The organism is Maritimibacter harenae (genome assembly GCF_009882975.1).
In the GTDB taxonomy this organism is placed as follows: Bacteria; Pseudomonadota; Alphaproteobacteria; order Rhodobacterales; family Rhodobacteraceae; genus Maritimibacter; species Maritimibacter harenae.
In genome coordinates, this window is sequence record NZ_WTUX01000006.1 from 188,895 (window position 1) to 215,316 (window position 26,422).

28 protein-coding genes are annotated in these 26,422 nt (G+C 68.1%); 15 read left to right on the forward strand and 13 right to left on the reverse strand.

What is annotated here, in order from left to right:
- The coding region (locus GQE99_RS21475; protein WP_328794038.1) for an adenosylhomocysteinase at positions 1–447 on the reverse strand (447 nt) is incomplete at its 3' end.
- 187 nt (positions 448–634) lie between these two features.
- On the opposite strand from GQE99_RS21475, the gene GQE99_RS03380 reads away from it, so the two are divergent.
- Positions 635–1,231 (forward strand): HD domain-containing protein, encoded by a 597-nt coding sequence (locus tag GQE99_RS03380; protein WP_161350169.1) that lies wholly within the window; start codon positions 635–637, stop codon positions 1,229–1,231.
- A gap of 67 nt (positions 1,232–1,298) precedes the next feature.
- On the opposite strand, the gene GQE99_RS03385 is transcribed toward GQE99_RS03380, so the two are convergent.
- Positions 1,299–1,463 (reverse strand): hypothetical protein, encoded by a 165-nt coding sequence (locus tag GQE99_RS03385; RefSeq protein WP_161350170.1) that lies wholly within the window; start codon positions 1,461–1,463, stop codon positions 1,299–1,301.
- A gap of 105 nt (positions 1,464–1,568) precedes the next feature.
- On the opposite strand from GQE99_RS03385, the gene GQE99_RS03390 reads away from it, so the two are divergent.
- Complete coding sequence (locus GQE99_RS03390; protein WP_161350171.1) at positions 1,569–2,450, forward strand: LysR family transcriptional regulator; 882 nt, start codon at positions 1,569–1,571, stop codon at positions 2,448–2,450.
- On the opposite strand, the gene GQE99_RS03395 is transcribed toward GQE99_RS03390, so the two are convergent.
- From GQE99_RS03395 to GQE99_RS03405, 3 genes are all read right to left on the reverse strand, one after another.
- On the reverse strand, positions 2,435–2,761 hold the full coding sequence (locus tag GQE99_RS03395) for a hypothetical protein (RefSeq protein ID WP_161350172.1): 327 nt from the start codon (positions 2,759–2,761) through the stop codon (positions 2,435–2,437). The genes GQE99_RS03390 and GQE99_RS03395 overlap by 16 nt on opposite strands.
- Positions 2,758–3,312 (reverse strand): ActR/PrrA/RegA family redox response regulator transcription factor, encoded by a 555-nt coding sequence (locus GQE99_RS03400; protein ID WP_161350173.1) that lies wholly within the window; start codon positions 3,310–3,312, stop codon positions 2,758–2,760. The genes GQE99_RS03395 and GQE99_RS03400 overlap by 4 nt, the downstream gene beginning before the upstream one ends.
- 94 nt (positions 3,313–3,406) lie before the next feature.
- Positions 3,407–4,027, reverse strand: coding sequence for an SCO family protein (locus GQE99_RS03405; protein WP_161350174.1), 621 nt, complete (start codon positions 4,025–4,027; stop codon positions 3,407–3,409).
- 96 nt (positions 4,028–4,123) lie between these two features.
- Between GQE99_RS03405 and regB the strand changes: the two genes are divergently transcribed.
- The 8 genes from regB (at position 4,124) to trxA (ending at position 16,030) form a co-directional block, all read left to right on the forward strand.
- Positions 4,124–5,503: a sensor histidine kinase RegB gene (gene regB / locus GQE99_RS03410; RefSeq protein ID WP_161350175.1), complete on the forward strand. Its 1,380-nt coding sequence runs from the start codon at positions 4,124–4,126 to the stop codon at positions 5,501–5,503.
- A 74-nt stretch (positions 5,504–5,577) separates the two neighbouring features.
- Complete coding sequence (locus tag GQE99_RS03415) at positions 5,578–7,143, forward strand: PAS-domain containing protein (RefSeq protein ID WP_161350176.1); 1,566 nt, start codon at positions 5,578–5,580, stop codon at positions 7,141–7,143.
- A gap of 41 nt (positions 7,144–7,184) precedes the next feature.
- A complete protein-coding gene (gene tsaE / locus GQE99_RS03420; RefSeq protein ID WP_161350177.1) occupies positions 7,185–7,679 on the forward strand; it encodes a tRNA (adenosine(37)-N6)-threonylcarbamoyltransferase complex ATPase subunit type 1 TsaE in 495 nt (164 codons plus the stop codon).
- Positions 7,672–8,691, forward strand: coding sequence for an aminoglycoside phosphotransferase family protein (locus tag GQE99_RS03425; RefSeq protein WP_161350178.1), 1,020 nt, complete (start codon positions 7,672–7,674; stop codon positions 8,689–8,691). Before tsaE ends, GQE99_RS03425 begins: the two co-directional genes overlap by 8 nt.
- On the forward strand, positions 8,667–9,359 hold the full coding sequence (locus tag GQE99_RS03430; protein ID WP_161350179.1) for a nucleotidyltransferase family protein: 693 nt from the start codon (positions 8,667–8,669) through the stop codon (positions 9,357–9,359). Before GQE99_RS03425 ends, GQE99_RS03430 begins: the two co-directional genes overlap by 25 nt.
- Entirely contained in the window at positions 9,352–12,303 is a 2,952-nt protein-coding gene (gene addB, locus GQE99_RS03435; protein ID WP_202530564.1) for a double-strand break repair protein AddB, read from the forward strand. The genes GQE99_RS03430 and addB overlap by 8 nt, the downstream gene beginning before the upstream one ends.
- Entirely contained in the window at positions 12,300–15,674 is a 3,375-nt protein-coding gene (gene addA / locus GQE99_RS03440; RefSeq protein WP_161350181.1) for a double-strand break repair helicase AddA, read from the forward strand. Before addB ends, addA begins: the two co-directional genes overlap by 4 nt.
- A 35-nt stretch (positions 15,675–15,709) precedes the next feature.
- Positions 15,710–16,030 carry a thioredoxin gene (gene trxA, locus GQE99_RS03445; RefSeq protein ID WP_161350182.1) on the forward strand — a complete coding sequence of 107 codons (321 nt, stop codon included), beginning with the start codon at positions 15,710–15,712 and terminating at the stop codon, positions 16,028–16,030.
- Positions 16,031–16,186: 156 nt separating this feature from the next.
- On the opposite strand, the gene GQE99_RS03450 is transcribed toward trxA, so the two are convergent.
- Entirely contained in the window at positions 16,187–16,393 is a 207-nt protein-coding gene (locus GQE99_RS03450) for a hypothetical protein (RefSeq protein WP_161350183.1), read from the reverse strand.
- A 126-nt stretch (positions 16,394–16,519) separates the two neighbouring features.
- Entirely contained in the window at positions 16,520–17,122 is a 603-nt protein-coding gene (locus tag GQE99_RS03455) for a L,D-transpeptidase (protein WP_161350184.1), read from the reverse strand.
- A gap of 173 nt (positions 17,123–17,295) precedes the next feature.
- On the opposite strand from GQE99_RS03455, the gene dalA reads away from it, so the two are divergent.
- Positions 17,296–17,808, forward strand: coding sequence for a divisome-associated lipoprotein DalA (dalA, locus tag GQE99_RS03460; protein WP_161350185.1), 513 nt, complete (start codon positions 17,296–17,298; stop codon positions 17,806–17,808).
- A 57-nt stretch (positions 17,809–17,865) separates the two neighbouring features.
- On the opposite strand, the gene GQE99_RS03465 is transcribed toward dalA, so the two are convergent.
- The 5 genes from GQE99_RS03465 to hslO form a co-directional block, all read right to left on the reverse strand.
- Positions 17,866–18,528, reverse strand: a complete 663-nt coding sequence (locus GQE99_RS03465; RefSeq protein ID WP_161350186.1) for a L,D-transpeptidase family protein — start codon at positions 18,526–18,528, stop codon at positions 17,866–17,868.
- Positions 18,529–18,596: 68 nt separating this feature from the next.
- On the reverse strand, positions 18,597–19,808 hold the full coding sequence (locus GQE99_RS03470) for a class I SAM-dependent RNA methyltransferase (protein WP_161350187.1): 1,212 nt from the start codon (positions 19,806–19,808) through the stop codon (positions 18,597–18,599).
- Positions 19,805–20,965, reverse strand: coding sequence for a CCA tRNA nucleotidyltransferase (locus GQE99_RS03475; RefSeq protein ID WP_161350188.1), 1,161 nt, complete (start codon positions 20,963–20,965; stop codon positions 19,805–19,807). Before GQE99_RS03475 ends, GQE99_RS03470 begins: the two co-directional genes overlap by 4 nt.
- A complete protein-coding gene (locus GQE99_RS03480) occupies positions 20,962–21,567 on the reverse strand; it encodes a CoA pyrophosphatase (RefSeq protein ID WP_161350189.1) in 606 nt (201 codons plus the stop codon). Before GQE99_RS03480 ends, GQE99_RS03475 begins: the two co-directional genes overlap by 4 nt.
- Complete coding sequence (hslO, locus tag GQE99_RS03485) at positions 21,548–22,525, reverse strand: Hsp33 family molecular chaperone HslO (RefSeq protein WP_161350190.1); 978 nt, start codon at positions 22,523–22,525, stop codon at positions 21,548–21,550. The genes GQE99_RS03480 and hslO overlap by 20 nt, the downstream gene beginning before the upstream one ends.
- A gap of 71 nt (positions 22,526–22,596) precedes the next feature.
- Between hslO and GQE99_RS03490 the strand changes: the two genes are divergently transcribed.
- The gene (locus GQE99_RS03490; RefSeq protein WP_161350191.1) at positions 22,597–23,046 is read left to right on the forward strand and encodes an NUDIX hydrolase; all 450 of its coding nucleotides are present in this window, start codon (positions 22,597–22,599) and stop codon (positions 23,044–23,046) included.
- Here the strand turns inward: GQE99_RS03490 and GQE99_RS03495 are convergent.
- Positions 23,022–24,290, reverse strand: coding sequence for a PP2C family protein-serine/threonine phosphatase (locus tag GQE99_RS03495; RefSeq protein ID WP_328794039.1), 1,269 nt, complete (start codon positions 24,288–24,290; stop codon positions 23,022–23,024). The genes GQE99_RS03490 and GQE99_RS03495 overlap by 25 nt on opposite strands.
- Before the next feature lie 165 nt (positions 24,291–24,455).
- Between GQE99_RS03495 and GQE99_RS03500 the strand changes: the two genes are divergently transcribed.
- The 3 genes from GQE99_RS03500 to GQE99_RS03510 all read left to right on the forward strand — a co-directional run bounded on the left by GQE99_RS03500 (position 24,456) and on the right by GQE99_RS03510 (position 26,422).
- Positions 24,456–24,761, forward strand: a complete 306-nt coding sequence (locus GQE99_RS03500) for an Hpt domain-containing protein (protein ID WP_161350193.1) — start codon at positions 24,456–24,458, stop codon at positions 24,759–24,761.
- A gap of 77 nt (positions 24,762–24,838) precedes the next feature.
- On the forward strand, positions 24,839–26,065 hold the full coding sequence (locus GQE99_RS03505; protein ID WP_161350194.1) for an argininosuccinate synthase: 1,227 nt from the start codon (positions 24,839–24,841) through the stop codon (positions 26,063–26,065).
- A 72-nt stretch (positions 26,066–26,137) separates the two neighbouring features.
- Entirely contained in the window at positions 26,138–26,422 is a 285-nt protein-coding gene (locus GQE99_RS03510) for an SCP2 sterol-binding domain-containing protein (RefSeq protein ID WP_161350195.1), read from the forward strand.

A 26,422-nucleotide genomic window follows, 5' to 3' on the forward strand; every position in this document is an offset into this window, starting at 1 on the left:
TTCCTGCAGACGCTTCTTGATCTGCTTGAAGAGGTATTCCTCTTCCTCCGAGGTCGGCGTCTCGATCAGGTCGGTCTCGCCGGCCTCCACGCGTGCGCCCATGAGGATGTACATGGTCGCGTCCCCGCCGTCGTCGAGGATCATGTTGCAGCCGCCTTCCTCGAACTGGANCTCGGCGATGGCCGCCGCGGCGTGGTCCTGGGTCGAGAAGATGTTGCACGACGCCCAGCGCACGTCGGCACCCAGCGCGACGAGCGTTTCGATCAGTACGGCGGTCTGGATCGTCATGTGAAGCGACCCCGCGATCCGCGCGCCCTTGAGCGGCTTGCTGTCACCGTATTCCTCCCGCAGGGCCATCAGGCCCGGCATCTCGGTCTCGGCGATATCCAGCTCCTTGCGCCCGAATGCGGCGAGCGAAATGTCTTTGACGATATAATCCTGGGTCACGGCACGGCCTCTGTCTGGTCAGCGTTCGCGGGTTGCTAGCACCCCCCATGCGCAAGCGCAACGCTGCGCAGATTGACGGGGGTGCAGGGATGCGCACGGACCGGTCCGGGGGGCGCGCGACATCTGGCCCTTGGCGGCGCGCGGACGAGCTTGCATAAGGGCAGCGACGCGAACGAACGGCAGAGCGATGGCTGAGAAGAAACCCCGTGCATGGCAGCGGATGCTGTCGGGCCGCCGGCTCGACCTCCTGGACCCGACCCCCGTTGATATCGAGATCGAGGACATCGCCCACGGGCTCGCCTTCGTGGCGCGCTGGAACGGGCAGACCTGGGGGGATTTCCCTTATTCCGTGGCCGAACATTCGCTGCTGGTGGAGGAACTCTACCACCGCACCACCCCCGGGGCACCGCCGAAGTGGCAGCTCGCCGCGCTCCTGCACGATGCCCCGGAATACGTGATCGGCGACATGATCTCGCCGGTGAAGGCGGCCGTCGGCCCGGGCTACGGCGATCTCGACGACCGGCTCATGGCCGCGATCCACATCCGCTTCGGCCTGCCGTCGAAGGTGCCCGCGACGGTCAAGAAGGCGATCAAGCGCGCCGACCGGATTTCGGCCTGGCTGGAGGCGACGCAGATCGCGGGCTTCACGCTGGCCGAAGCGGACCGGTTCTTCGGCCATCCGGACGAGGGGCTGATTTCGGATTTGGTCATCCGCCCGCGGCCCCCGGTCGAGGTGCGGCGCGATTTCGTCGCACGTCACGAGGCGCTTCTGGCCCAGCTCTGACGAAAAAGGGCCGCCGGACGCAGGGAACGATCCGACGGCCCGAGGGTTCGAGTGGACGAACCCGTTCTTACAGGAAGATCCGGCGCGCGAACTCGTTGCGCATCGCCCGCTCCGCTTCGCTGCGGGCGGCCGTGTAGGCGCGGCGGTCCGGGTGCATGCGGGCCAGTTCGGCCTCTGCGCGGGCGTTCTCTTCCGTTGTGTCGCGGAAAACCTCGTTCAATGCGGTCTTCATGGCGTCTCTCCTGGTGTGCGTGTCGATGCCCTCAACATGGCCCCCGGCGCGCGGATTTTCGACTCGCGATGGTTTTCAGGCTGTAAGGCGTGCTAACATCCGCTCATGGACTGGTCCCGCATCCCCTCGCTGTCGGCGCTGCGCGCCTTCGACGCGCTGGCCCGGCACGGCTCGCTGTCGGCCGCCGCACGCGACCTCAACGTCACCCACGCGGCCATCGCCCAGCACCTGCGCGCGCTCGAGGCGCATTTCGCCGAGACGCTCGCCACCCGCGACGGGCAGGCGATGCGGTTGACCGAAACCGGCTACGAGCTGGCCGAAGCGCTGGGGGAGGGGTTCGACCGGATCGCGGAAGGCGTGGCCTCGATCCTCGACCGCAACGCCCTGCGTCCCATCACCGTGTCGCTCACGCCCACTTTCGCCGAAGTTTGGCTCATGCCCCGGATGCGTCAGTTCTGGGACCGGCACCCGGACGTGGAAATCCGGCTTCTGCCCTCGATCCTCCTGTCCGACCTGCGCCGCGACGGCATCGACCTCGCCATTCGCTTCGGCACCGGCGAATGGCCCGGCTACGAGGTGGAACCGCTGTCGGTGAGCCGCTTCGTGGTCGTGGCCGCGCCCGGCTACACCAAGGTGAAGTCGCTGGACGATTTGGGCAGTCTCGGTGCCTATGACTGGTATTTCTCCTCTGCCGCGAACGAACAGCGGGTCTGGGGGCGGGCCATCGGCGTGGACTTCGACAAGGTCGGGGCGATGGACATGGCGAACAACGGCATGGTGCTCTCCGCCGTCCGATCGGGCCTCGGCCTGTCGATCCAGTCGCGCACGTTGGTCGAACCGGACTTGGCCTCAGGCCAGCTGGTGACTCTCCACGAAGGCGATCCGGAAGGGCTGGGCTATTACATCGTCACGCGCCCCGGCGTGCTGACACCCGGCGCCCGGGCGTTCCGCGCCTGGTTGCGCAGCATGGCTCAGACGCAGACCTGACCGGCGGCCGCGTCACCCCGCCGCCAGCCGACGAAGCGCTCTTCGGTGAACGTGAGGACAAGGTCGTCCCAGGCGACCTGGCGCTGCACACCCGCAGGACAGCCCGATGCCGCCAGCACCCGGCCCGCGCCGCGTTCGCGGTCGAGGGCGGCGATCACGCCCTCAGGGCTGCGCCCGAAGTCGATCCGCTGGCTGTGCCCGGCCACGCCAAGCCCCCGCGCGTCCGGCACGAAGGTCACGCCCTGGCGCACCGCCTCCGGCGCGCCGGCCGCGCAGGCGGAGAGGAACAGGGCCGCGACGGCCGCCCTCATTTCGGGGAGCGTTTGGCCAGGATGCGCTGCAACGTCCGGCGATGCATGTTCAGCCGTCGCGCCGTCTCTGAGACGTTGCGGTCGCAGAGTTCGTAGACCCGCTGGATATGCTCCCACCGCACGCGGTCCGCGCTCATCGGGTTGTCCGGCGGGGAGGGGAGGTCGTCACCCTTCGCCAGGAGCGCCTTGACCACGTCGTCCGCGTCTGCGGGCTTCGACAGGTAATCGGTCGCCCCGATCTTCACCGCCGCCACCGCCGTGGCGATCGCGCCATAGCCGGTCAGCACCACGATCCGTGCATCCGGGCGCCGTTCACGCAGGACTTCGACCACGTCGAGCCCGTTGCCGTCACCAAGCCGCAGGTCGACCACCGCGTAGGCGGGCGGACGCCCGGTCGCGATCGCCTTGCCCCCGGCCACGCTGTCGGCGGTTTCCACGTCGAACCCACGCTTTTCCATCGCCCGCGCGAGGCGCTTCAGGAACGGTTCGTCATCGTCCACCAGAAGGATCGACCGGTCTTCACCCAGGTCCAGAGCCGCATTTTCGGACATCACGTGTCCTCCGCCTTGTCACATTCCAAAAGCTTTATGCATCATGCACCGCTCGGCGCAAATGATACATGTCAAACACGTCTTACGATACGGCTCAGGACGCCGCGTCGATGAAACAAGCCATCGCGTCGGCGATCTTTTCCGGGCTGTCGTCGCGCTTGAAGAAGTCCACGAAGCCGGTTTCGGGCAGCACCAGGTAGGTGAATGTGGAGTGATCGACGAGGTAATATTCGTCGTCGCCACTGTCCTGTTTGCGGTAGAACGTCTTGTAGGCCTGGCTTGCCACCTTGATCTGCTCCGGCGTGCCGGTGAGCCCGATCATGTCCTCGTGCATGTAATCCGCGAAATCCGCCATCACCTCGGGCGTGTCGCGCTCGGGGTCGATCGAGACCATTGCCATCTGCGCGTCGTAGCCGCGCTCCTGCACGAGATCGAGCGCCTCGGCGTTTCGTGCGTTGTCCATCGGACAGATGTCCGGGCAGAAGGTATAGCCGAAGTAAAGCAGCGTCGGCTTGGTGAAGACCTCTTCCTCCGTCACCGTCACGCCGTCATCGCGCACCAGCGTGAAGGGCCCGCCGATCGAGGCCGTGCCGGTGCCCACCGTGCTGCTGCGGCAATCCGCGAAAACGTCCTCCTCGGGACGTGTCACCCACCAAGTCGCACCGATCAGGGCGACGATGGCAACAAGCGAAATGCCTGCGATGATGCGTGTCATGGCGGTCTCCTCGGCGATTCGGCCGCATTGATCGGCCATGCGGCCAGCACTAACAAGGGGAGACTTTGACGCATTACCTCACAAACGCGGGACGACATGCCAGACACCAGCGCCGATCTGTTCGAGGCCAATCCGGGGCGCAGCTGGATCCGGCTGCGCACCCTCAACATCCTGCGCTGGATCGCCGTGGCCGGACAGATCGGCGCCATCGGCGTGGCCGACCGGGTCTTCGGCATCCAGATCGAACTGGGCTACGCAGCCGCCGTGATCGGGCTGTCGATCATCGCCAACATCGTGTTCCACTTCGTCTACCCCGAAACCAAGCGGCTCAATGAACGCGAAGCGGTGGCGATGCTGCTCTTCGACACGGTGCAGCTCGGGGTGCTGATCCTCATCACCGGCGGGCTCAACAACCCCTTCGCCGTGCTCATCGCCGCGCCGGTGACGGTGGCCGCCACCGCGCTCTCGCTCCGGGCCACGCTTCTGGTCGGGGCCGCCGCGCTGGCGCTCACGAGCTTCGCCGCCGACCTGCACGTGCCGCTTACGCTGTCTTCGGGCGAGGTGCTGCGCCTCCCGGAGGTGTTCGTCTTCGGCTCCTGGGTGGCGATCGTGATCGCCATCGCATTCATCGCCGGCTACACGCGCCAGGTCTCGACTGAAACGCAGTCGATGAGCCAGGCGCTGCTCGCCACGCAGATGGCGCTCGCCCGTGAGCAGAAGCTCACCGACCTCGGTGGCGTGGTGGCCGCCGCCGCGCACGAGCTCGGCACGCCGCTCGCCACGATCAAGCTGGTCTCCTCCGAGATGGTCTCGGACCTGCCCGCCGGGTCCGAACTGCGCGACGATGCCGAGTTGATCCGCGACCAGGCGGACCGCTGCCGCGACATCCTGCAATCCATGGGGCGCTCGGGCAAAGACGACCTGCACCTGCGACAGGCACCCCTTGTCGCCGTGCTCGAGGAAGCCGCCGAACCCCACCAGGACCGGGGCAAGACCATCGTCATCGAACCGGACGACGCCGACCAACCGATGATCCTGCGCCAGCCCGAGATCGTCCACGGCATCCGCAACCTCGTGCAGAACGCGGTGGATTTCGCGGCGACCACGGTCTGGGTCGAGCCGACCTGGGACGACCAGACCCTGTCGGTGCGCATCATCGACGACGGGGCGGGGTATCCGCCGCACCTTCTGGGGCGCATCGGCGATCCCTTCATCCGCCGGCGGCGGACCAACCCGGACCGGCGCCGCCCGGAATACGAAGGTATGGGGCTGGGCCTGTTCATCGCGAAGACACTGCTGGAGCGCACGGGGGCCGAGCTCACCTTCGCCAACGGGCAGGACCCCTACACGGGCGTCGCGCATCCGGGCGAGCAATCCGGTGCGATCGTCGAGGTGACATGGCCACGCGGCAACAACGGGATCGAGGCAAGCGACCGGCTGCCGACACTGGGCGAGAACGTGAATTTCGGAAGCTGACGCGGGCCGCCCGCCGGCATTAAGCCTTCATTAACCAGCTCAACCCTAGGCTGTGAAAAACACCGGGGGTTCGCATGATGCCCACGCTTCTCACGTTCGCGCCGTTGGCCGCGGCCGTCCTGATCGCGGTCGTGGTGCTGCTGGCGCTCGCGCTGCTCCAATCGCGCGACCGGCCCCGCCTGCGCGACGCGGCGCAGGCCGAAGAAGGGGCCGTCACGTTCCTGTTCGACGACCGCAAGCTGGTCGACGCCACCGGCGCGGCACGCGAATTGTTCGCCGCCGCCCCGCCGGACGGTGACGATTGGTCCCGCCTCTCCACGCTCCTGGACCCGCGCTTTCCCGGGATCGACGGCTGGGTCGCCGACCTCGCGCAGCTGGGGAAGATGGAGCGGCGCTCCCACGACGGCGCCAGCACCCTGTCGGCTCGCTGGCAGGACGGGCTTGCGCGGTTCACCCTGTCGGCGGCCGGGTCGGACGCCGGCCCGCAGGACCATTTCGCCCACGCGGCCCTGACGCAGGAGCTCGAAATTCTGCGCTCCGCCACCGACGACACCCCGTTCCCGATGTGGCAGGAAACCGGCGATGGCTCAATTTCGTGGTGCAATAGAGCCTATCTGGACCTCGTGAGCACCGCCGGCGACCCCGAGATGGCCGATGGCTGGCCCCCGGTCCGGCTGTTCGACATCGCCCCCGGCGCGGACAGCCCGAGCCTGCGCATGGCGGTGACCCCGGCGGGGGATGCCACGCGCCGCTGGTTCGACATCGAAACGCGGCCCTGCGGGGACGGGCGGCTCTGCGTCGCGCAACCCGCCGACGCGCTCGTCGCGGCCGAGGCGACGCTCGAGGAGTTCGTGAACACGCTGACCAAGACTTTCGCCTCGCTCCCCATCGGGCTTGCCGTGTTCAACCGCGCGCGCGAGCTGACCACGTTCAACCCGGCGCTGATGGAATTGACCACGCTCCCGGCCGAGGTGCTGGTCGCCCGGCCGACCCTGTCCAGCTTCCTCGACCACCTGCGCGAACGGCGGATGATGCCGGAGCCCAAGGATTACAAATCCTGGCGCCAGCAGGTCTCCGACCTCGTGACCGCCGCCCGCAACGGCACCTACGCCGAGCACTGGACGCTCGAGGGCGGGCAGACCTACCGCGTCACCGGCCAGCCGCATCCCGATGGGGCGGTGGCCTTCCTGTTCGAGGATATCTCGGACGAAATCGGGCTCGCCCGCCGCCACCGGGCCGAGATCGAGACGGCACAGGCCACGCTGGATACGCTCCCGGGCGCGATGGCGGTGTTCTCGGCGGCCGGGGTGCTGACCCTGTCGAACCGGCCTTACGACGACCTCTGGCGCGGCGATGCCGGGGCGAGCGTGCGCGACGCGCTCGACACCTGGCGCGCGGCGACCCAGCCCAGCGCCGCCTGGGATGACATCCGCGCCGCGCTGGACCACGCCACCCCGCGCGAGCCGCAGAGCACACGGGTCACGCTGATGGATGGCCGCGCGCTCACCTGCCGCACCGTTCCGCTGCCGCAGGGCGCGACACTGGTCGAGTTTCGGCCGACCCCCGGCGAGGCGGCTGAAGACCCGCCCGTGCTGACCCTGGCCGACCCTGCGCGACTCGTGGCCGATGCGCAGGGCTGAAACCCCTTGCCGGTCGCGCCTTGGCCGATACAACGGGGACCATGAGCGACGCGCATCCCCTCCGGCTCCGGCTGACATCCCCCGAAGACACCGCCCGCCGCGCGGCCGCCGTGGCCCGCAGCGCCCGGCCGGGTGACGTGTTCCTGCTGTCCGGGCCCATTGGCGCGGGCAAGACCGCCTTCGCGCGCGCCTTCATCCAGGCGCGGCTTGCAGAAGCGGGCGCTCCCGTCGAAGACGTGCCTTCGCCGACCTTCACGCTGGTGCAGACCTACGACGCGGGCGGGTGCGAGATCTGGCACGCCGACCTCTACCGCCTCACGCATCCAGACGAGGTGGAAGAACTCGGGCTCATCGACGCCTTCGACACCGCGATCTGCCTTGTCGAGTGGCCCGACCGGCTGGGCGAACTCACCCCCGGGCGCGCGATCCGCATGACCTTCCGCGCCGATGACGACGACCCGGACCTGCGCCACCTGGCGATCGACGCGCTGCCCGATCACCTGTCCGGCGCGTTGTCGGAGGCTGCCGATGGCTGAACGCGAGGACAAGATCCGGGCCTTCCTGGCGGACGCCGGCTGGGCCGACGCCCGGCGCGGTCTGCTGGCCGGCGACGCCTCGAACCGTCGGTATGAAAGGTTGGAGAACAACGGCGACCGCGCGGTGCTGATGGACGCGCCCCCGGAGCGGGGCGAGGACGTGCGCCCCTTCCTGCGCATCGCGGCACATCTGCGCGACGCGGGCCTGTCCGCCCCGATGATCTTCGCGCAGGACGCCGAGAACGGCTTCCTCCTGCTCGAGGACTTGGGCGATACCCTGTTTTCCCGTGTGTTAGAGACACATCCGACCGATGAGCGCGCCCTATACCTCGCGGCCACGGACGTGCTCCTGGCCCTTCACCAAGCCCCCGCGATCGACGCGCCGGATTACGGGGCCGACACCATGTCCGACATCGCGGGGCTCGCGGTGGATTGGTACGCATTCGGCGCCACCGGCATCCGGTCGGACGCCGCGCGCGCCGACCTGACCGGCACGCTTCGCAACGCCTTCTCCGCCCTCGACCAATGGTCCCCGGTCCTCGTGCTGCGGGACTATCACGCGGAGAACCTGCTCTGGCTTCCGGACCGGACCGCGCCGGCCAATGTCGGGCTGCTCGACTTCCAGGATGCGGGGCTTGGTCATCCCGCCTACGACCTCATGTCGCTCGCCCGCGACGCGCGGCGCGACGTGGACCCGGCGACGCGCGAGGCGATGATCGCGCATTACCGGGCGCGGGCCGGGCTGCCGGCCGACGAATTCTCGCACGCCTGCGCCACCGTCTCCGCCCAGCGCAACCTGCGCATCCTCGGCGTCTTCGCCCGCCTGTCGCTTCACTACGGCAAGCCGGGCTATATCGACCTGATCCCCCGGGTCTGGGGCAACCTGGCCGCGGATCTGTCCCACCCGGACCTCGGTGCCCTGATGGATACCGTTCAGGCCGTGCTGCCGCCACCGACCCCCGACCTCCTGGCCCTGTTGAAAGCGAAATGCGCGACGATCCCGACGCCCTGATGATTTTCGCCGCCGGATTCGGCACCCGCATGGGGGCGCTGACCGCGACGCGGCCCAAGCCGATGGTGGAGGTCGCCGGCCGGCCGCTCATCGACCATGCGCTCGACGTGGCGAACGCGGCCCAGGTGTCGCGCATCGTGGTGAACCTGCACTACAAGCCCGCGCCGCTGATCCGCCACCTCGAGCCGCGGGGTGTCGCGCTGTCACATGAAACCGACCGCATCCTCGACACCGGCGGTGGCCTGCGCCACGCGCTGCCGCTTCTGGGGGAGGGGCCGGTCTTCACGCTGAACTCCGACGCGGTCTGGACCGGGGCCAACCCCCTGGACCAGCTGCGCGCCGCCTGGGCGCCCGACCGGATGGACGCGCTGCTTCTGCTCCTCGATCCCGCACGCGCCACGGGACACACCGGATCGGGCGATTTTCGGCTGGAACAGGGTCTTGTTTCGCGGGGTCCTGGCTTCGTCTACTCCGGCGCGCAGATCATTCGCGGCGACGTGGTCGACGCGGTGGAGGAGGACGCCTTTTCGCTCAACGTCGTGTGGGACCGGCTGATCGCGAAGGGGCGTGTCGCCGGGATCGTCCACACCGGCGGGTGGTGCGACGTGGGCCACCCGGGAGGGATTGCAGAGGCCGAAGCCCTGCTGAATGATGCCGGCGATGTTTGATCCCGCCACGACCCCCCGCGTCTTCGCCCAGGCCCCCGGCGTCGACTTCCCCCGCGCCGTGGTCGAGGGGCTGCGCGCCCGCCTGGCGGACCAACCGCCCGAGGCGATGGCCCGCGTCACGCTCTTCGTGAACACCATGCGCATGAAGCGCCGCCTGTCGCAGCTTTTCGACGAAGGCCCCGCCGCGCTGTTGCCGCGCATCCGGCTGGTCACGGACCTGGGCCATGACGCGGCGATGGCGGACCTGCCCCCGGCGGTTTCGCCCCTGCGCCGGCGGCTGGAGCTGGCCGCGCTGGTCGCCCAACTGCTCGACAGCCAGCCCGACCTTGCCCCGCGCCACGCGATCTACCCGCTGGCCGACAGCCTGGCCGACCTCATGGATGAAATGCAGGGGGAGGGCGTCGCGCCGGAAGCGCTGCGCAATATCGACGTTTCGCATCACTCGGCCTACTGGGCGCGCAGCATGGCCTTCGTGACGCTCGTGGAACGCTTTTTCGGCCGAAACAGTGACGAACCGCCAGATCTGGAGGCCCGCCAGCGCCGGGTGATCGAAAGGATATCCGACCTCTGGACCAAGGCCCCGCCGAAAGACCCCGTGATCATCGCGGGGTCCACCGGGTCGCGCGGCGCCACCGCAATGCTGATGGAGACGATCGCGCGTCTGCCGCAGGGCGCGGTGATCCTGCCGGGCTATGACGAACACATGCGCCCCGAGACCTGGGACAGGCTCGACGACGCGCTCACGGCCGAGGATCACCCGCAATTCCGGTTCCACCGCCTGCTCACGCGGCTGGGCTGCGCGCCGGGCGAGGTGGCCCGCTGGCACGACGTGGAGACACCCGCGCCCCGGCGCAACGCGCTCCTCTCGCTCGCGCTGCGGCCCGCGCCGGTCACCGACCAGTGGCAGGAGGAGGGGCCGGCCTTCGCCGACGTGGCTGGCGCGACCCGCGATCTCACCCTGATCGAAGCGCGGTCCCCGCGCGAGGAAGCCGCCTCGATCGCCATGATCCTGCGCGATGCCGCCGAACGGGGGCGTGACGCGGCGCTGATCACGCCGGACCGGACGCTCACCCGGCAGGTGACAGCGGCGCTCGACCGCTGGGGGATCATTCCCGACGACAGTGCGGGGCGGCCCCTGCCGCTGACCGCACCCGGGCGGCTCCTGCGCCACGTGGCCGAGATGAGCGGCAAGGCCCTGACCGGCGTGGACCTGCTCACCCTGCTCAAGCACCCGCTGACCCACAGCGGAGCGGGGCGCAACGACCACCTGCGCATGGCGCGCGACCTGGAACTGACGGCCCTGCGCGGCGGGATGCCGTTCCCCAATGGCGCCGATCTGGTCGCCTGGGCCAAGGACGACACGCAGAAACAGGACTGGGCCCGCTGGATCGGGGAACTCATCACCGACCTCGCCGCCAGCGACACCCGGCCCTTGGCCGATCATGTCGCATCGCTGATCGCGATCACGGAACGCATTGCCGCCGGGGCGCTGGCTGACGGGTCCGGCGGACTCTGGGACCGGGAAGCGGGGCGCGAAGCGCGGCGCATCCTGTCCGAGCTGGAACGCGAGGCCGAGCACGGCGGTGACATGAACGCATCCGAGTTCCGCGACCTCTTCTCGGCGGTCCTGAACACCGGCACCGTGCGCAACCCGGACGCGCCGTATCCGGGCATCCGGATCTGGGGCACGCTCGAGGCGCGGGTGGGCGGCGCCGACCTTGTCATCCTCGCGGGGTTGAACGAGGGCACCTGGCCGGAACGCCCGAAGCCGGACCCCTGGATGAACCGCGAGATGCGCCTGAAAGCGGGTCTATTGCTGCCCGAACGCCGCATCGGGCTCTCCGCGCACGACTTTCAGCAGGGGATCGGCGCGACCGAGGTGGTGCTGACCCGTGCCACCCGGGATGACGAGGCCGAGACGGTGCCCTCGCGCTGGATCAACCGGCTTACCAACCTGCTCGCGGGCATGTCCGAGGAAGGGGCGGACGCGCTGGAAGCCATGCGCACCCGCGGCGCGCGCTGGATCGACCATGCGCGCGACATGGATCGGCCGCAGCCCGACCACCTGGCCGACCCGGCGCCACGCCCGGCACCGAAACCGCCGCTGGCCGCCCGCCCGCAAGAGCTGTCCTTCACCCAGATCCGCACGCTGATCCGCGATCCCTTCGCGATCTACGCGGGCAAGATCCTGGGCCTGCGCCCGCTCGACCCGCTGCACCAGTCCCCCGACGCGCCGCTGCGGGGCACGGCGATCCACAAGGTGCTCGACAGATTCGTGCGCGAGCGCCCCGGGCACGAACCCCGCGACGACGCACGCCAACGGCTTCTTTCCATCGCGGCCGAGGTGTTCGAGGACTACGCACCTTGGCCCGCGACCCGCGTGCTCTGGCTGGAAAAGCTCGCGCGCGTGGCCGACTGGTTCCTCGACGGGGAAGAGCGGCGGCAGGCGGACGTGATCGGCACACGGACGGAAATTCGCGGCAAGGCGCATTTCGGCACGCCCGCCTTCGCGCTGAAGGGGACGGCCGACCGCATCGACATCCTGTCGAACGGCTACGTCGCGATCTACGACTACAAGACCGGCAAACCGCCGACCGACAAGCAGCAGCTTGCCTATGACAAGCAGCTCCTGCTCGAAGCGCTCGTCGCGCGGGCCGGGGGGTTCGAGGATCTTGGTCGGTTGGAGGTCGACCGCGTGTCCTACATCGGTCTCGGCGCCAGCCCGGAGGAAAGCGTCGTCCACGTCGACCCCGAGCTGCTGGCCCGTATTCGGGCCGAGTTAGAGACGATTATCTCCGATTTCGCCGACCGCGATCGGGGCTACCCGTCACGCCGTGTGGTCTTCCGGTCCGACGCCAAGTTCGACGGCGATTTCGACCATCTCGCGCGGTATGGCGAATGGGACCAGAGCGACCCGGCAAGCCCGGAAGAGGTGGGCGAATGAGCATGGATGACGCCACCCGCGCACAGGTCGCCGCCGCCGATCCTGCCGGCAACACCTGGCTGTCGGCCAATGCCGGATCGGGCAAGACCAAGGTGCTGACCGACCGCGTCGCGCGGCTTTTGCTGAACGGCGCCCCGCCGCAGAACATTCTCTGTCTCACCTACACCAAGGCGGCGGCGAGCGAGATGCAGAACCGGCTGTTCAAGCGGCTGGGCGAATGGGCCATGCTGGGCGATGCCGCGCTGCGCGAGCAACTTGTCGCACTGGGGGCGGGGGCCGATGCGGACCTGCGGCAGGCCCGGAGGCTCTTCGCACGCGCGATCGAAACCCCCGGTGGGCTCAAGATCCAGACGATCCACGCCTTCTGCGCCACGATCCTGCGCCGGTTCCCGATGGAGGCCGGGGTATCGCCCGATTTCCAGGAAATGGACGACCGGACCACCGAGCTGCTTCAAGCCGAGATCGTGGAAGACATGGCCTCCGGCGCGCACCGGCCGTTGGTGGAAGGGCTGGCGCATCATTACACCGGGACCGAGCTGGGCGACCTGACGCAGGAGATCGCGCGCAACCGGGCGCATTTCGAAACGGCGGTGAGCCGCGACGACGTCTGGGGCTGGCTCGACCTTGCCCCCGAAATCGACCGCGCCCGCTGCGTGGCCGACACCCTCGCGCCCTGCGACGGCGCGCTGCTCGCTGACCTGCACCCGATCCTCGCCGCTGGCGGCGCCACCGAGGCGAAGGCGGCAAAGAAGCTGGGGGAACTGGACACTGACCGGATCGGCTTCGACGACCTGCAGGTCCTGGAGTCCATCTTCCTCACCGGGCCCAGCGCGAAACAGCCGTTTTCGGCCAAGATAGGGTCTTTTCCGAACAAGGGGACCCGTGAAGGCGCGGCGCGTCACCTGATGAATGCGCTCGACGGTCTGATGGCGCGGATCGAGGGCGGACGCGAACAGCGGGTGTCCCTTCTGACTGCCGAACGCACGCTCGCCCTTCATGCCTTCGCGCATCCTTTCGTGCGCATCTACACCGCGCGCAAGGCGGAACGCGGCTGGCTCGACTTCGACGACCTGATCCTGCTCACCGCGCGGCTCCTGGAAAGCTCGGAGGTCGCGCAATGGGTACTCTTCCGTCTCGACGGCGGGATCGACCACATCCTCGTGGACGAGGCGCAGGATACCAGCCCCGGCCAGTGGCGCGTGATCGACAGCCTCGCACGCGAATTCATGTCGGGCGAGGGGGCGCATGCGGGCAAGGATTGGTCGATCTTCGTGGTCGGCGACCCGAAGCAGTCGATCTATTCCTTCCAGGGCGCCGATCCCGTCGCCTTCACCGACATGCGGGAAGCGTTCAGCGACCGGCTCGGACAGGTCCAGCGCCCGTTGCAACGCCTGCCGCTGCTCTACTCGTTCCGGTCCTCCCCGGCGGTGCTCGACGCGGTCGACGCGACGCTCGCGCAGGCCGACGGGCTGGGCGACGAACCGCTCGATCACCACGCGTTCCACGGTGGACGCCCGGGGCGCGTGGACCTCTGGCCCGTGGTCGAAAAGGTGGACGAGGAAGACCCGCGGCCCTGGCACGACCCGGTCGACATGCGCACGCCCACCGACCATGTCGTGATCCTGGCCGACGCGGTCGCGGGCGAAATCGCCCGGATGGTCGAGCAGGAGCAGATCCCGGACCCGAAGAACGGCGGTTTCCGGCCCGTGACGCCAGGCGACATCCTGGTGCTCGTGCAGCGGCGTTCGGACCTGTTCCACCACATCATCCGGGCCTGCAAGACGCGCGGCCTGCCGATCGCGGGGGCGGACCGGCTGAGGATCGGGGGGGAGATGGCGGTGAAGGACATCACCGCGCTCCTGTCGTTCCTCGCCACGCCCGAAGACGACCTGTCGCTCGCCGCCGTCCTGCGCTCGCCCCTGTTCGGGTTGAGCGAGGACGCGCTCTTCCGGCTGGCCCACGGGCGCGACGGGTTCCTCTGGCACGCGCTCCGGGCGAGCGGGCACCACCGCGCGCTCGCGGTGCTCGAAGACCTGCGCGCCCAGGCAGATTTCCTGCGCCCCTACGACCTGATCGACCGCGTGCTCGCCCGCCATGACGGCCGGCGCCTGTTGATCGGGCGTCTCGGGTCCGAAGCCGAAGACGGGATCGACGCGATGCTGGCGCAGGCGTTGGCGTATGAGCGGGTCGAGGTGCCCAGCCTGACGGGCTTCCTGACCTGGCTCGACACCGAGGATGTCGAGATCAAGCGACAGATGGATTCGGACACGCAGGAAATCCGCGTGATGACCGTGCACGGGGCCAAGGGGCTCGAGGCGCCGGTGGTCTTCATGCCCGACACCGCCAAGCGCGACCTGCGCGGGCGCGGATCGCTGGTGTCGACCGACGCGCGCCTGTTCTGGAAGCCCCGGTCCGAGGACACGCCCAGCCAGCTTGCCGCCCTCAACGAGGCCGCGAAGGAACGTGAGCGCGAAGAGCGGATGCGGCTGCTCTACGTCGCGATGACACGGGCGGAGAGCTGGCTGGTGGTCGCGGCGGCCGGCGACGTGGGCAAGACGGCTGACGCATCGTGGCACGGGCTGGTGCGCGCGGGGCTGTCCAGCCTGGGCGCAGTTCCGCGCGGTTTCCCGGCGGGGCCGGGCGGGCTGCGCTACCAGGTGGGCGACTGGCCCGACGCCGCGCCCCACGCGGTCGAGGGCCGGTCCGAGACGCCGCCGGAGCTGCCGGACTGGGCCGTGTTGCCCGCCCCGGAACGCATCGCGCCCGAGGGGCCGCTTTCGCCCTCCGACCTGGGCGGGGCCAAGGTGGTCGCGGGCGGCGAGGAGCCGGTCGATGGCGAGGCCGCGAAACGGCGGGGCCGGCAGATCCACCGGCTTCTGGAGTTCCTGCCGGACTACCCGCAGCACGAATGGCCCCACCACGCCGCCGCGCTCCTGGCTTTCGGGGAAGACGCGGCGGGGGCGGGGGAGATCCCCGATCTGCTGGCCGAGGCCGCGGGCGTGCTGACCGCCCCGGATCTCGCCCATCTCTTCACCCCCGACGCGCTGGCCGAGGTCGAGATCTCGGCCCCGTCCGGGCGTCCCGACGGGCGGCGCATTCATGGGATCATCGACCGGCTGATCGTCACGCCCGAACGTGTGCTGGCCGTGGATTTCAAATCGAACCAGGTCGTGCCGGACAGCGCAGAGGCGATTCCCGAGGGGATTCTGCTGCAATTGGGGGCCTATGAAGCCGCGCTCGCGCCGCTCTATCCGGGCCGCTCCATCCTCTCCGCGGTCCTGTGGACAAGGACCGCAAGCCTCATGGAACTGCCGCCCGATGTGGCCCTGCGCACATTTCGTCGCCTTGACGCCATCGGGACCGATACCTAGTTTCGCTCCAACGCATTCATGCAAGGAGCAACCCCATGACCACCGTCGCTGTCACCGACGCCACCTTCGAAGACGAAGTCCTGAAATCCGATGTCCCGGTCGTCGTGGACTTCTGGGCCGAGTGGTGCGGTCCGTGCAAGATGATCGGTCCGGCTCTTGAAGAGCTCGCCACCGAGTACGGCGAAAAGATCAAGATCGCCAAGGTGAACGTGGACGAGAACCCGAATTCGCCGGCCCAGTTGGGCGTGCGCGGCATTCCGGCGCTGTTCATGTTCAAGGACGGTCAGCCGATCTCCAACAAGGTGGGTGCCGCCCCGAAAGCGGCGCTGCAAAGCTGGATCGACGAATCGATCTGAGCCGACCTTCGTACCTCGAAAGAAAGCCCGGTCCCTTGCGGCCGGGCTTTTCTTTTTGCGCTTGTTTCAACGCTGGCCCCTGAAAGCAGAAAACCCCGCCACGGGGACGGGGTTTTCCAAATTCCTGTCCGGGCGGTGTGCCCGGGCCATCCGCAATTAGCAGACGGTGGTGGTCGTCGCGCAGAAGATGCCGATGCCGACGAGGGCCAGGAAGATCAGCGGCACGATGATGCCGGCAGCCGAAGAGGACGACGACTGCTCAACGATGATTTCCGGCTCGACGACCGGCTCGACGATGGTGCCGGCCTGGGCGGCGGTGGCGGCGAGAGCGGCGACGGCCGCAACAAGCATGACTTTTTTCATTTCAATCTCCAATTGTCCTCCCGACACTCGAGCGCCGGGACAAGGGTAGTTCTGTACCTCGTAGTTTGCAGAAAACAGTATCCCCCAAAAAATGCAACATCTTTCAGGCGAAACCGCCCCTTGGTGTCAGATAAGCAACACCTGGGTACCCAGTTTTGTAAGGGCAAAAAGCTCAGCGATATTCTCGTTGTAGAGGCCGATGCAGCCGTTCGAGCTGCGGCGTCCGATCTTGCGCGTGTCGTGCGTGCCGTGGATTCGGTAGTATTGCCAGCTCAAATACAGCGCGTGGGTGCCAAGCGGATTGTCCGGACCCGGCGGGATGTGTCTGGGCCACTCCGGATTGCGCTCCAGCATGCTCGGGGTGGGGCGCCAGTCCGGTCCTTCCACTTTTCGAACAATTTCGGTCCGGCCGCGGCGCGTCAGATCCTCGGTCATCGGCACCGACGTGGGGTAGAGCTTGTAGGCCCCGTTTTCGTCCCAGAAATGCAGCGCACGCGACGTGATGTCGACGAGGATCGCGCCGTTGTCGAGGGTGTCGAAGTAGGGGCGCCAGTCCAGTGCACGGAAGCTCGAGATGTTGCGGCGCACCACCTGCGACAGGTCCTGCTCGATCTCCGTGGAATTGCCGGTCTGGGCCAGGACGGGGGCGGTCGCCAGCGCGCCCACGGCCGAGGCCGCGGTCGACAGAAAGCGGCGGCGCCCGATCCATGTCTCGCGTGACCGTGTCATCGCAGGTCCGTTCCCCGGTTCTCGAAGCCTTGGCCCTTCTATACGGCGGCTTCCCGCCGCTCGCAATTCCCGGCCCCCCGTTCACGCCGAATTTTGGCGCGGCCAAATTGATTGTCACCGCGATTGCCGCTAAGCGTTCCACGCCCCGACACCGACCCCGGACCGAACCTGACATGACCCGCGTCGCGCTTCTTTTCACCGTCCTCCTGGCCACCCTCACGGCCTGCACGCAACCCGCTCCGATGCGCCTTGGCCCGGACGGCAAGCCGATGCCGGCCGTCTACTCGATCGGTGAACGCCAGGCCGACCAGATCCAGTACCGCATGCTGGACTCCGTCAACGAACTGCGCCGTGCGGCGGGCGCTTCGCCCGTCCGGCTGAACGCGCAGCTCAACGCCGCTGCGGCGACCCACGCGCGCGACATGTCGGTGCAGAACCGCCCGTGGCACTTCGGTTCCGACGGCTCGTCGCCCATCGACCGGGTCCGCCGCACCGGCTACCCGGGCCAGATGCTGGGCGAGACGATTTCGGAGACCTTCGAGACCGAGCTCGAAACCCTCGCGGCCTGGATGCAGCAGGAGGACACGCGAAACGTGATCCTCGACAGCCGTGCGCGCAACATGGGCTTCGCCTTCCACCAGGAAGCCAACGGCAAGATCTGGTGGACGCTGGTAATGGGCAGCTGACGCGCAAGACATGAAAAAGGGCGCCACGCGGCGCCCTTCGTCATCTAAAGCCTTCGATCAGATGTCGCGGTTCGACGTGACCATGACCTCGTCCGCTCCCGGCACCACGAGCCGCGGGTCGACCGGCAGAACCGGCTCGCGCCCATGCGCGATAAGCACTTCGGGCGCGATTTCGTCCAGCGGCGGCGGCGTGCCGGGGCGCGGGTTCGCGATCGGCGGCGTGCTGGCCGGGATGATGTGCACCGGCGTGCCGTCGCGCACCATCGCGTAGACATCCTCGACCTCGCGGTTCGTGATCGCCACGCACCCGGCGGTCCAGTCCGGCTTGTCGCGGTCCGCGCGCTCGGTCGGCCCGCCGTGGATGAAGATGTCCCCGCCCGGATCGACGCCGCATTCCTTGGCGATCTTTCGATCCGTCTCGTTCGGGTAATCGATCCCCACCGACAGGTGATAGGCGCTGTCGGGATTGCGCCGGTTCACCCGGTAGGTGCCCTCGGGCGTGCGCCCGTCGCCCTGCTGCTGCTTGTGGCCATAGGGGGAAAAGCCCAGGTCGATGTCGTACTCGGCCAGCGCCTGCGCATGATGCATCAGGTACATCTTGCGGTTTTCCTTGAAGATGAACACCTCGGTCACTTCCGGACCGGTATAGGTGCGAAACTTCGAACAGGCGGCCAGGCCTGCGAAGGCCGCCATCGAAGCCAGCATCGTGCGTCTTTGCATCATTGTGCGTGTCCCAAAAAACTGCCCGGTCGCCAATCTACCCGATTTCTCCGAACCGGGGAAGAAAATCAGCGGGTGAAACACGCTGCCAGTTCGACATGCGGGGACCAGCGGAACTGGTCCACGACGACAAGCCAGTCAAGCGTGAATCCCACCTCCGTCAATACCTTGGCATCGCGGGCGAATGAGACCGGATTGCACGACACGGCCGCGATGCGCGGAACGTCGCTTGCGGCGATCTCGGCCACCTGCGCCTCGGCGCCCGCGCGCGGGGGGTCGATGACCACGGCATCCGCCTTGAGTTCGTCGGGCAGAAGCGGCCGGCGAAACAGGTCACGCGTCTCGGTCGTCACGGCATGAAGCCCGTGACCGTGCCGCCAGCCCGCGTCCAACGCGTCCATGAGCGCCGCATCGCCCTCGACCGCGTGGACGGCGGCGTGTTCGGCCAATGGCAGTGAAAACGTGCCACAGCCGGCGAACAGGTCGATGACCCGGCCGGCCTCCCCCACGGCTTCGCGCACGGCGGCGGTCAGGGCCTGCTCGCCTTCCTTCGTGGCCTGCAGGAACCCGCCCGGCGGCGGGCAGACGTCGATCGTGCCGAAACGCTGCACCGGCGGCTGGGCCAACGCGACCACTTCGCCGTTCCACGCGAGCCGCGCCACCGGGTGTTCACCCACGATCTGCGCCAGCGCGGTCTCGAGCGCGAGGTCGAGCTTGTGGCCCCCCTGCACGGACACGTCGAGCCCGGCGGCGGAGTCCGTCAGCGTCACCTTGAGCTCCGCCTTGCGCGATGCGCCGACCCGCGCCAGCGCCTCGCACAGGGGCAGCCCCGCCATGAGCGCGGGCGTGAGAAGCAGGCAGCCGGGGATCGGCGTGATGACATCCGATTTCGGGGCGTGGAACCCGGTCAGAACGCCCTTCTTCGTGCGCCGGACCGCGATGGTCGCGCGCCGCCGCGCGCCCGGGGGCGAAGTTGCGATGCCCCGGATGTCGGTCGTCAGACCCTGTGCGGTGAGCGCCTGTTCGACCACGGACGTCTTCCACCCGGCCACGAACGTATCGCTTGCATGCTGCAGGGAGCAGCCGCCGCAGGCGCGGTAATGCGCGCAAGGGGCCTTCACCCGGTCCGGCGACGGCGTGACGATGCGCGGCGCCTCGATCCGGTCGCCCGTGACCTCGCCCTCGACCTCTTCGCCCGGCAGCGTGCGCGGCACGAAAAGCGGACCGGGGGCGATCCCGTCGCCCTGGTGGCCAAGCCGTTCGATCGTGACCCTGGTCATGCCATCCCCAACAATGTTTCACGCGACGCCGCGAAGTCCGACGCGATCCACGCCGCCTCCAGCGTCTTCAATTTATCGCCCAGCGCAGGGCCCTCGTAGTCCGGCATCAGGTCGCCGGGTTTCACGGGAAACGTGGCGCAGGCCCCCCGTTCGATGTCGGCGCGGTACCCGTCGCGCGGCGGCATCTCGGTCAATGCCGCGCGCAGGAGCACGATATCCTCGGCCACCTCCGGCCCGTGGCGGTAGCCCAGCGCGGCCGGTGCATCGAGCGACCCGATCCCCGCGCGCAGGGCGGCCAGCCGTTTCGCATCGGCCTTGGACAGGCGCAACGCATCCTTGTGATCGTCCCCGCCCAGCACGGCGAGGCGGCGCAGCGCGTCGGGCGCGACGCCGTGCTCTTCCTCGAGATGCACGAGACGCGGCAGCGCCGCGGGCGACAGGCCGGGGATGACGTGGTGCAGAACGCCGGTGTGCTCCATCGTGGCGACGGCGGGGGCCGGGTCGGGCGCGGACAGGAGCTTGATCATCTCCGCCCCGATCCGTTCGCGCGAAAGCGTCTCCAATCCGGCCGAAAGCGCGGCAATCGCCGCCAGGGCCTCCTGGTCGAGCCCGCCTTCGGGATCGCCGTACCAGGCGTGGAACCGGAAGAAACGCAGGATGCGCAGGTAATCTTCGCGGATGCGGTCTTCCGCGTCGTCGATGAAGCGCACGCAGCGCGCCCGCAGGTCCTCCATGCCGCCCAGCGGGTCGACGATCTCGCCGTCCGGGGCGGCGTAGAGCGCGTTCATGGTGAAGTCGCGCCGCCGCGCGTCCTCTTCCATCGTATCGGCATAGACGACCGTGGCCCGGCGCCCGTCGGTCTCGACATCCCGGCGCCAGGTCGTGACCTCGAACGGCGCGCCATCGACGACGACCGTCACCGTGCCGTGTTCGATCCCGGTCGGCACCGCGTGGAATCCGGCGTTTTGGGCAAGATCAGTGACTGTTTCGGGCCGTGCGTTGGTCGAGATGTCGAGATCGCTGATCGGCGCACCGATGAGCGCGTTGCGCACGCAGCCGCCCACGAAATGCGCGTCGTACCCCGCGTCGGTCAGCATGGAACAGACCGCCTGCGCCGCCGGATCGCGGATCCAGTCGCCGGTGATCCGATCCGTCATCGCGACACCCGGTCGGCCAGCACCCGAAGCATCCGCGCGGTGGCGCCCCAGATGTAGTACGGCCCCCAGGGCACGGTGTAGAATTCCCGGTACTGCCCGCGGAAATGCCGCCCCTCGGTGACGAAGCGTGCGGGATCGGTGACGTGAGCGTAGGGCACGGTGAACACCTCGGCCACCTCGCCGGGCTCCGGGCGGAACGCGAACGGTTCGCGCACGCGGGCCAGCACGGGCTGAACCCGGAAGGCGGTGATGGTCTCATGGGTCGGCAGGGTGCCGATCACCTCGACGTTGCCCGGGGCCAGTCCGATCTCTTCATGCGCCTCGCGCAGCGCCGCGTCGACCTCGTCCACGTCGCCCGGATCGACCTTGCCGCCCGGAAAGGCGACCTGGCCCGGGTGATGCTTCAGCGCCGAGGAGCGTTGCGTCAGGATCAGCTCGACCCCCCGGTCGGTCTCCATGAACGGCACCAGCACCCCGGCCGGGCGCAGGGTCCGGCCGGTCGGGCGCACCTTGGGGTTCAGGTCGAAATCCGACGATCCGTCCCCCGCCACCTCGCAGGCGCGCGCGAGCGCCGCGAAGATGTCAGCCGTTCCCGTCGGCATCCTTGCCAAGCGTCTTGGGGTCGAACTCGTAATGCGCGCCGCAGAACTGGCAATCGGCGGTGACGATGCCTTCCTCGGTGGTCATGTGGGCGATGTCCTTGGCCGAGTAGATCGACAGGCTTTCGACCACCCGTTCCGCCGAACAGGTGCAGCCGAATTCCACCGGCTGCGGATCGAAGACCCGCGGGCCTTCCTCGTGGAACAGCCGTGCGAGCATCTCGGTCGGCTGTACCTCGGGCCCGATCATCTCGTCCGGCTGCACCGTGTCGAGCAGGATGTTGGCGCGGCTCCAGTTCTCGCGGTCGTCGTCGCTGTTGAGCATGTCCTCGGCGGCCAGCAGCCCGTCTTCGCCCGAGCCGCCCTCGCCTTGCGCGAAGGGCGAGGCTTTCGGCATGTGCTGTAGCATCACGCCGCCCGCGCGCCACATGTCGGTGGCCTTCTGGAAGCTCAGGATGAAGCGCGTCGGCAGCTGCTCGGACTGCGCGAAGTAGGTCTGCGCGCAATCGGACAGCGACGCGCCGGCGATCGGGGTCATGCCGGAATAGGGCTTCATGCCCTGACCCTGGTCGATCAGGATCGCGAAATAGCCGCGGCCGATCTGCGGAAACGCTTCGCCGTTCGGGTCCAGCCGTTCCTCGTCGTAGCTCGCGTAAGCGCGGATGCGGCCCGGTTCGCCTTCCTTCGCGGGGGCGTAGTAATCGGTCGCGATGAGTCGCGCCGGACCGTCACCGCGCACCTGGACCGACAGCTTCCAGCGCAGCTTGATCGTCTGGCCGATCAGCGCGGTCAGCAGCGTCGCCTCGGCCACGAGCGTTTCGATCGCGTCCGGGTAATTGTGTTGTTCCAGCACGTTGTCGAGAACGCCGTCCAGGCGGACGACGCGTCCGCGGACATCGGCCTGGTCAAGCTGGAAGGGCAGGATCGTATCGTCCCAGGCGATTTGAGACCCGAGGCTCATGTGAGGTTTTCCTTGTTCCTTTGGCGTGGCATACCGCGAAGACATATGGGGAGCAACCGAGGCGGGAGCCAGTGATGCGGCGCTATGGTGAAACCATCGTGAAAGGTCAACGCTATCGTCCGCGCCCCGGGGCCTACGCGATCCTGCCGCGCGGCGGCCACGTGTTGTTGACCCACCAGGAGGCGCCGACGCCGGAGTTCCAGCTGCCCGGCGGGGGGATCGACCCGGGTGAATCCACGCTCACCGCGCTGCACCGCGAGGTGATCGAGGAAACCGGCTGGAAGATCGCCGCGCCCCGCCGCGTGGGGGCCTTCCGCCGCTTCGCCTACATGCCGGAATACGACCTCTGGGCAGAGAAGATCTGCCACATTTATGTCGCCCAGCCGGTGCGCCCGCTGCACGACCCGACCGAGCCGGGCCATGAAGCGGTGTGGATGGAAGCGGAGGCCGCTCTCTCGAGCCTCGCCAACCATGGCGACCGCGCATTTCTGGAGCGTTACCTGGCGTTCGGGCCCCGGTAATCCAGGATCACGCAGGAAATATCGTTGTGCGGCGCCTGCCCGCCGGCATGCCGGTCGAGGTCCCAGGCGATCGCCTCCGCCAGCGTTTCGACCCCAAGCCCCGCGTTCCGTGACAGAAGCCGGGCAAACCCCGCCTCTTCCAGCTCGCGCCCGGCCGCATCCCGGCACTCCGTCACCCCGTCGGAATAGAGCAACAGCCGGTCGCCTGGCGACAGCGTGAATACGACCGTTTCATACACCGCGTCCGAGATCAGCCCGATGGGCAGCCCGCCCTTGCCGTGAAACGTCACGGCACCCGAGGGGGACAGAACCGCCGGGTTGGGATGCCCGCATTGCGCCATTTCCACCCGCCCCGTCGCCTGGTCGACGTAAGCGAGGGTCATGGTGAAGTAGAGGTCCGATTTCAGGTCCGACACCATCAGCCGGTTCAGCGCCCCGGCCACCGCGTGCGGCGGCTTCACCCGGTAACGGTCGGGCCCCACCGCCTCCAGCGCGATATTCTGCGCGGGCGCACCGTCCGAGAGGTAGCCCGCCAGCCGCGCGGTCAGCAGCGCCGAGGCGACACCGTGCCCCGACACGTCGATGGCATAGATCGCGATGCGTCCGTCGCCCGTGGCGAAGCTGCCGGCAAGGTCGCCGCCCACGTGCCCGCTGGGCTTCAGCACCAGCGCCACGCAGGCGGTGCCGTAATCGCGGAACCTTTCGCGCACCAGCGCCTGTTGCATCCGCCGCGCCTCGATCAGGTCCCGGTCCAATGCATCGTAGAGCGCCGACATTTCGTCCAGCGTGGCGACGACCAGCCGGTTCTTCTCCGTCAATTCCCGCTCCATCCGCAGGATGCGGTCGCCCGCCGCGATGCGCGCGCGCAGTTCGTCCGGGTTCACCGGCTTGGTCAGGAAATCGTCTGCCCCGATGTCCAGCCCTTCCGCCACCGCACCCTTTTCGTTCTTCGACGTGAGAAGGATGAAATAGCCGTAATGATCGCGCGGGAGCGCGCGGAACCGGCGGCACAGGTCCAGCCCGGTCATCCCCGGCATCATCCAGTCCGACAGGACCAGGTCGATGTCGTGGGCGGACAGGACGCCAAGCGCGTCTTCGCCCGTCGCGGCCTCGATCACGTCGAAACCAAGCCGCGTCAGGGTCCCCACGAGCATGCGGCGCTGGGCGCGGCTGTCGTCGACGACAAGCACCCGGCGGATCACGCCGTCCGCCACGGGGGGCCGCGGCGCGGGTCGGTTCAGCACGGTCGCCGGCAAGGCAGGCCCTCGATCTGGTCACGCAAGACATCGGGCGAATACATAGAGCGCTGGTCTTAACGCACGGTGAATGATCGAATTTTTCCTTTTCCCCGGCCCGCCGAAACCCCGCGTTAACCTCTCGCCGCCATGTTGCACGAAACGGAGGGCGCCATGATCGACTGGAACCGGGTCCGGGACCTCAAGGAGGAAATCGGGGACGACGACTTTGACGAGGTCGTCGCGATGTTCCTGGAGGAGGTCGACACGTTGATCGCCGCGCTCGACCCCGCGGCGCCGGGCGCGGAGGGGGATCTGCATTCGTTGAAGTCCGCGGCGCTCAACCTGGGCTTCGCCCGGTTCGCCACGCTCTGCGGTGACGGCGAACGGATCGCGGCGCAGGGCGGCACCCCCGATCTGGCCCCGATCCGGGCCGCCTATACCGCGTCGCGCACCGAATTTGCCGCCCAACCGCCCTGACCGCGCCGCCGATCACCCTTGCCCGCATGGCGCCTTGCCGATAAACCCCGCCGGACAGTGAAAAAACGGAGCCCTCCATGTCCGCGCCGAAGAAAGTCGTGCTCGCCTATTCCGGCGGCCTCGATACCTCGATCATCCTGAAATGGCTTCAAACCGAATACGGGTGCGAGGTCGTGACCTTCACCGCCGACCTGGGCCAGGGGGAAGAGCTTGAGCCGGCGCGCGAAAAGGCGCTGATGCTGGGCATCAAGCCCGAGAACATCTTCATCGAGGACCTGCGCGAGGAATTCGTGCGCGACTACGTGAACCCGATGTTCCGCGCCAACACGGTCTACGAGGGGCAGTACCTCCTGGGCACCTCGATCGCCCGGCCGCTGATCTCCAAGCGGCTCGTGGAAATCGCCGAGGCCACCGGGGCCGACGCCGTCGCCCACGGCGCGACCGGCAAGGGCAACGACCAGGTGCGGTTCGAACTGGCCTGCTACGCGCTCAACCCCGACATCAAGGTGGTCGCGCCCTGGCGTGAATGGGACCTGACCTCGCGCACGAAGCTCATCGACTTCGCCGAGAAGAACCAGATCCCGATCGCCAAGGACAAGCGCGGCGAAGCGCCGTTCTCGGTCGACGCGAACCTTCTGCACACCTCGTCCGAGGGCAAGGTGCTGGAAGACCCCGCGGAAATGGCGCCCGATTACGTGTTCCAGCGCACCGACGACCCGGTGAAAGCGCCCGACGCCCCGGAATACGTGGAAATCACTTTCGAAAAGGGTGACGCGGTCGCGATCAACGGCAAAGCCGTCTCGCCCGCCGAAATGCTGACCGAGCTCAACGCGCTGGGCAAGAAACACGGGATCGGCCGCCTCGACTTCGTCGAGAACCGCTTTGTGGGCATGAAATCGCGCGGGATCTACGAAACCCCGGGCGGCACCATCCTTCTGGAAGCGCATCGCGGGATCGAACAGATCACGCTGGATCCCGGCGCCGGGCACCTGAAGGACAGCCTGATGCCGCGCTATGCCGAGATCATCTACAACGGCTTCTGGTTCTCGCCGGAGCGCGAAATGCTCCAGGCGTTGATCGACAAGAGCCAGGAGAACGTGACCGGCACCGTGCGCCTGCAACTCTTCAAGGGCTCGGCCTTCTGCGTCGGCCGCTGGTCGGACCACTCGCTCTACTCCGAGGCCCACGTGACCTTCGAGGATGACGCGGGCGCGTACGACCAGAAGGACGCGGCCGGCTTCATCCAGCTCAACGCCCTGCGGCTCAAGCTGCTCGCGGCGCGCAACCGGCGGCTCAAGGGCTAGGGGCGGCCACGTCAGGCTTGCGCCCGACCCCCGAAACGGTCCAATGGCGGCGACCCGAACCGGAGCGCCGCCATGACCCTTTCCGACATCGTCGACAGGATGAACAAATCCCTGCCCGACAATCCCCTGTCCGACACCATCAAGTTCGATTGCGGCGATGACGGCGCGATCACGGTGTCCGGGACCGAAGCGCGGCTCGCCGACGAGCCCGCCGATTGCACCATCCGCATGACCGAGGCGAACCTCGTGAAGCTGTTGTCGGGCAAGCTGAACCCGATGACCGCGTTCGCGATGGGCAAGATCAAGGTTTCCGGCGACATGTCCGTCGCCATGAAGCTCAGCCAACTGATGAAATAG